Raw genomic sequence first — 5,593 nt, 5'->3', positions numbered from 1 at the left:
TCTAATCGTGGGGGCAGGTCAATCTGCTGGCTCATCTGATTGAACATTTCAGTAAAATTCCGCTGGGTATTAAATCGGTCGCCCAGGATGATCTTGGTGAAGCCTACGAATACCTGATTAAAAAGTTCGCTGATGATTCCGGTCATACGGCAGCAGAGTTCTACACCAACCGAACAGTCGTGCATTTAATGACGCGCATTATGGGCTTAAAACCTGGTGAAACGGCCTATGATCCAACATGCGGCACTGGCGGGATGTTGCTAAATGCAGTGATGGATCTCCGCGCAAGAGGGGAAGAGTGGCGCTCGGTACACCTTTATGGCCAGGAAGTGAACCTGCTGACCTCCGCTATCGCGCGTATGAATATGTTCCTGCACGATATCGAAGAATTTGATGTGCTGCGCGGTGATACTCTGGCTGAACCTAAGTTTATTGAAAATGACCGGCTCAAGCAGTTTGATGTAATTTTTGCAAACCCGCCGTACTCCATCAAAAAATGGAATCGTGACAAGTTTGCCGCCGATCCCTATGGTCGTAATCTTTATGGCGTACCACCGCAGGGCTGTGCTGATTATGCTTTTTATACCCATATAATCAAAAGCTTAAAACCTGGTGCCGGTCGTGCTGCTATGCTTTGGCCACATGGCGTGCTGTTTCGCGATTCAGAGCAAGCCATTCGTAAACAGGTGATTGAATCGGACATCATTGAAGCGGTGATTGGATTGGGACCTAATCTGTTTTATAACTCGCCGATGGAATCTTGTGTGGTGGTGCTTAATTGCAATAAGCCTGCTGAACGCAAAAACAAAGTGTTGTTTATCAACGGAGTTGAGCATGTCACCCGTGAACGCGCTCATAGTCGCCTATCCGATGAGGATTTGGAGGTATTATGCGAGGCTTTTTTTCATCCGGAGAAAAAAAGCGATATAACCGCTTTAGTGGATATCGAAGCTATTAAAGAAAACCTTTATAACCTGTCAATTCCACTGTATGTGCCAGCACAAAATAACGATGAAGTACATAATATTGAACATGCGATTGAAGCGTGGAAAGTAAGCCGTACTCAGTTGAAAAAACAAACTAATAAATTATTCCAAAGCCTTGCAGCTCTTGGATATAGCGTTGAAAGCAAGGTGGAGCAGTAAATGACGGAACAGCAATTACCGGAAGGCTGGCAAATGGTGAAGTTTGGTGATATCGCGAAACATATCTCCAAACGTGTAGAACCGAGCGAGACAGACCTTGAAATTTATGTCGGTTTGGAGCATTTAGAGCCTGACAACCTTAAAATCAAACGTCATGGCGCGCCAGGAGATGTCGAGGGACAAAAGCTTTTGGTGAAGAAAGGTCAGATCATATTTGGTAAGCGTCGCGCTTATCAACGTAAGGTTGCTGTGGCTGACTGGGATTGTATTTGCTCAGCGCATGCAATGGTTCTTGAGGAAAATCTGGAAATGGCTATTCCTGGGTTTCTTCCTTTCTTTATGCAGTCCGATATATTTATGAATCGAGCTGTAGCTATTTCTGAAGGCTCGTTATCTCCAACAATTAAGTGGAAAACTTTGGCGGAGCAAAAATTTTTATTTCCATCCAAAGAGATGCAGTCCACTTTGCTTAAATTATTGATAGGAATCGATCGCAATTTAAATGCCATAGAATCTGTTTTGGATAGTCATGAAAATTTGATTGAGACAATTGTTAATAAAGTTTTGCTTTGCTCTAAAACAATAAAACAAAACTCAGTTCAAATAGATGATTTGTGTAAGGAACGAAGAGTGCGTGTTAGTCCGGATGAATTCGATGAAGAAAATATTTATGTAGGCTTTGAACACCTAACTTCTAAAAATTATTGGGGAGTTAATCATTCTAATCTAGATGGCGTTGTTAGTCAGAAGTTTCGTTTTGAGCCTGATAATATCCTGTACGGTAAAATTAGGCCATACCTACGAAAAGCTGCATTAACAGATTGTAATGGTATATGCTCTTCTGATTTAGTGGTTCTAAAACCTAAAAATAACAAAGTGGGGATTATTCTGGCTGCTTTATTTTGTAGCAAAGCATTCGCTCAAATTGCTATGCACTCTGCGAAAGGAACTAAGATGCCAAGAGCTGATTGGAATATCTTAAGTAAATTAAGTATCGCAAAATTAAGTAGTTTACAAATAGATCAAATTAGTTCTATGTTGATAGTAGCTAAAGATTCTTTTGAGAGTATCCAAAATAAAAAAAGAGCTTTACTAAATACTAAGGTTTCACTGTTGAGTAGGGAGTGATACATGTTTAACGAACAAACCGTTACAGAAAATGGAATTATCGACCGCTTAAAGGGCTTGAGTGGTGGCAAATGGGCTTATTGCCACGGAGAAAATCTGCCTAAACAAGCGCAGGATATCTTCGTTGATGAGTGGCTAAAAGACGCGCTTTGTTCGTTAAACCCTGATATCGGCAGACAACCTGACTATGCCGATGAGGTCATTTACAAACTGCGAGGAGTGGTTTTGGAAGCCCGTCATACCGGTTTGGTAAAGGCCAATGAAAACTTCCAGGAATGGTTGATGGCTGAAAAAACCTTACCTTTTGGCGAGAATGGCGACCATATCACCATCAATCTGATTGATTTTGATAATATAGAGAACAACCACTTTGTGGTGGCGCAGCAGGTTCACTATATCGCGGCTACTGAAGTCTATTTTGATATTGTCCTTTATGTGAACGGTATACCACTGGTGGTGGGAGAAGTTAAAACCGCAACTCGCCCCAGTGTGACCTGGCAAGACGGGGCCGCCGACTTCATGGGCGGCAAAAAGTACTACTGGAAAAACGTTGAATCTTTCTTTGTACCTAACTTGCTGTGCTTTGCCAGCGAAGGAAAAACCTTTGCCTATGGCGCAATTAATGCCCGAGTTAAAGACTGGGGGCCCTGGCATAATACTGAGCTTCGTGATGAGATTCTGCCGGGATTAGCATCGATACTCAACAGCTGCGAGAGTTTGTTAAATCCACAGACCTTATTGCAGCTACTGGAATCTTTTGCATTATTTTCAACCGTCAAAACGGGCAAAAATACTCCACCTAAACGCGTTAAAATCCTGCCGCGTTATCCGCAATTTGAAGCAGCAAAACAAATCGTTGAGCGTGTTCGTAGAGGCTATCCGAAAAAAGGTCTTATTTGGCATTTCCAGGGATCGGGTAAATCCTTGTTGATGCTTTACGCCGCCAAAATGCTGCGTGCCGACAATGCGTTAAAAAATCCGACGGTACTCATCGTTGTGGATCGGCGAGATCTGGACAGCCAAATTAACGAGACCTTTGGTGGGGCCGACGTTAAGAATCTGATTAAAGTGCAAAGTTGTAAAAAGCTTGGCGAATACATTGAGCAAGACAGCCGTGGTATTTTGATCACCACCATCTTTAAATTTAAAGATATCGAAATTGATGATAGCAACCCCAATGGCCTGAACAACCGTGACAACATCATTGTGTTGGTTGACGAAGCTCACCGTACCCAAGAAGGTGGATTAGGCGAGAAAATGCGCTGGGCGTTGCCCAATGCCCACTTCTATGGCCTGACTGGTACTCCGATTTCTGGCATTGATCGTAATACGTTCAAATTGTTCGGTGCCGAAGAAGATCCTGGCCGCTATATGAGCCGCTATAGCTACAAGCAGTCGATCCGGGATGGTGCGACTAACCCGGTGAAGTTCGAACCTCGGCTGGCCGAACTCCGAGTGGATCGTGACGCCATCAATGAAGAGTTCGAGCAACTGGCCACCGAAAACAACCTGGATGAAGAAGAAAAAGCAGCATTGTCCAGACGCGCTGGCAAGCTGGCTATTATGCTGAAATCTCCGAGACGCATGGCTGCGGTGAGTAATGATATCGTTGAGCATTTTACCAGCCATGTTATGCCGAAAAAGATGAAAGGCATGGTTGTGGTATACGATCGCGAAGCCTGCGTGCAGATGTATTATTTGCTCGGTGAAAAGCTCGGTTTTGATGCGGTTGAAGTGGTCATGAACGTTGACCAGGCTCCGGTTAAAGCTGATGAGGGTAGTAAAAAAGATAAGCTCAACAAGGACTGGCTCAAATGGCATGACGAATTGGAGCTACCTGTTAAACAAGCCGATTTCGAACGCTGGCAGCACATCGATGCGGAAGAGCAGGTACAGAAGGATCTGATTGAATGTTTTAAAGATCCGGAGCATCCATTACAGCTTATCATCGTTACCGCCAAGCTGCTTACGGGCTTTGATGCGCCAATTTGCTACTGCATGTACCTCGATAAGCCTCTACGCGATCATACTCTTCTTCAGGCCATGTGCCGAACCAACCGGTTGTACGAAACCGATGATGTACGCAAGGACATGGGGTTAATTATCGACTACCTCGGCGTTTTCGAAAATCTGCGTACCGCTCTGGCCTATAATCCTGAAGAAATTGAAGGGGTTGTAGAAGGAATTGAGGCATTTAAAGAGTTATTGCCGTTACAACTTAATAAATGTCTGTCCTTCTTCCTTGGTGTGGATCGTTCTATAGAAGGTTTTGAAGGCATTATGGCTGCGCAAGAATGTCTGCCAACTAACGAAAAACGCGATGAATTTGCTGCCAGTTTTGGGGTGTTATCCAAGTTATGGTCAGCTATCAACCCAGATCCTTTTTTGACCCCTTATCGTCAGGACTATAAATGGCTGGCGCAAATTTATGAATCGGTGCGTCCGGTGGGGCAGACAGGTGCGCTTGTTTGGGCTGCGCTTGGCCCTGAAACCATCAAAATGATCCATGAGCATACTGATATCAATCGTATTCGCGATGATATTGACGAGTTGATCATGGACGAGCACGCTATTTTTACCCTGACCGCTAAAGAACAGGAACAACGCGCCAAACGCCTGGAGATTGATCTTATGGGGCGTTTGCGCGGCAGTCATGATCCTAAATTTGTGGCATTGGGCGAACGCCTGGAAAAACTTCGTCAGGATTATGAAGCTGGTGTTATCAAGGCTATCGACTGGTTGAAAGGCCTATTGGATGCTGCGAAAGATACCGTACAAGCAGAGCGCGAAACGGGCGAGCGCCCAGTAACTGAAGCTGATAATAAACAGGCTTTGACTAAGCTTTTCCTCGAAACACGCCCAGAAACTACCCCTAAGTTAATCGGTGATGTTGTAGAGCAAATTGATAAAATCGTGAAAGCTACCCGCTTTGATGGTTGGCAAAATTCCAACAGTGGCCCGCGTGAAATACAAAAAGCGTTAATGCTCACTTTGGCACAGTTCGGTTTAGGAAAAGATGGTGAGTTATTTCAAAAAGCTTATGGGTATATTGAAGAGCATTACTGATTTTATGGTTGACAGATAAACCATGCAGCCAGAGAGATCGTTATATGTCTCTCTGGTTTATCTGTTAAATTATTTAATATTCTCTTTATTACAAAACAATTCACTTTTTCTAATAGCTAGTGAAGTGATTTGAGTGTTTTGGCAATCTTCCATTGATTTATAACTATTGCCACTTTTAACAGTTTTCCATGAATGATTCCTTGAGGGGGTATTCATGTAATCAATTAATCATTTCGCTTTGCTATAAATAGTTG

General features: G+C 43.6%; 2 protein-coding genes and 1 pseudogene. All 3 read left to right on the top strand.

Features of this window, described 5'->3' with window-relative positions; genetic code table 11:
- Nucleotides 1–20: 20 nt before the first annotated feature.
- Nucleotides 21–1,145: pseudogene (locus IM317_RS23375) on the top strand (class I SAM-dependent DNA methyltransferase); the annotation flags it as partial.
- Nucleotides 1,146–2,273: a restriction endonuclease subunit S gene (locus IM317_RS24075; RefSeq protein WP_223998092.1), complete on the top strand. Its 1,128-nt coding sequence runs from the start codon at nucleotides 1,146–1,148 to the stop codon at nucleotides 2,271–2,273.
- Between the two features lie 3 nt (nucleotides 2,274–2,276).
- Complete coding sequence (locus IM317_RS23365) at nucleotides 2,277–5,339, top strand: type I restriction endonuclease subunit R (RefSeq protein ID WP_033144513.1); 3,063 nt, start codon at nucleotides 2,277–2,279, stop codon at nucleotides 5,337–5,339.
- Nucleotides 5,340–5,593 lie beyond the last annotated feature (254 nt).

Origin of the sequence: Enterobacter cloacae complex sp. S3 (assembly GCF_014930495.1) — a bacterium.
In the GTDB taxonomy this organism is placed as follows: Bacteria; Pseudomonadota; Gammaproteobacteria; order Enterobacterales; family Enterobacteriaceae; genus Enterobacter; species Enterobacter asburiae_B.
The sequence above is the reverse complement of the archived record's forward strand: the minus strand, read 5'-3'. Positions and strand labels throughout refer to the sequence as shown.

What these genes read in the sequence shown, in the direction of transcription:
- IM317_RS24075 (WP_223998092.1), top strand. Translation starts at nt 1,146, where the DNA reads ATGACGGAACAGCAATTACCGGAAGGCTGGCAAATGGTGAAGTTTGGT.
- IM317_RS23365 (WP_033144513.1), top strand. Translation starts at nt 2,277, where the DNA reads ATGTTTAACGAACAAACCGTTACAGAAAATGGAATTATCGACCGCTTA.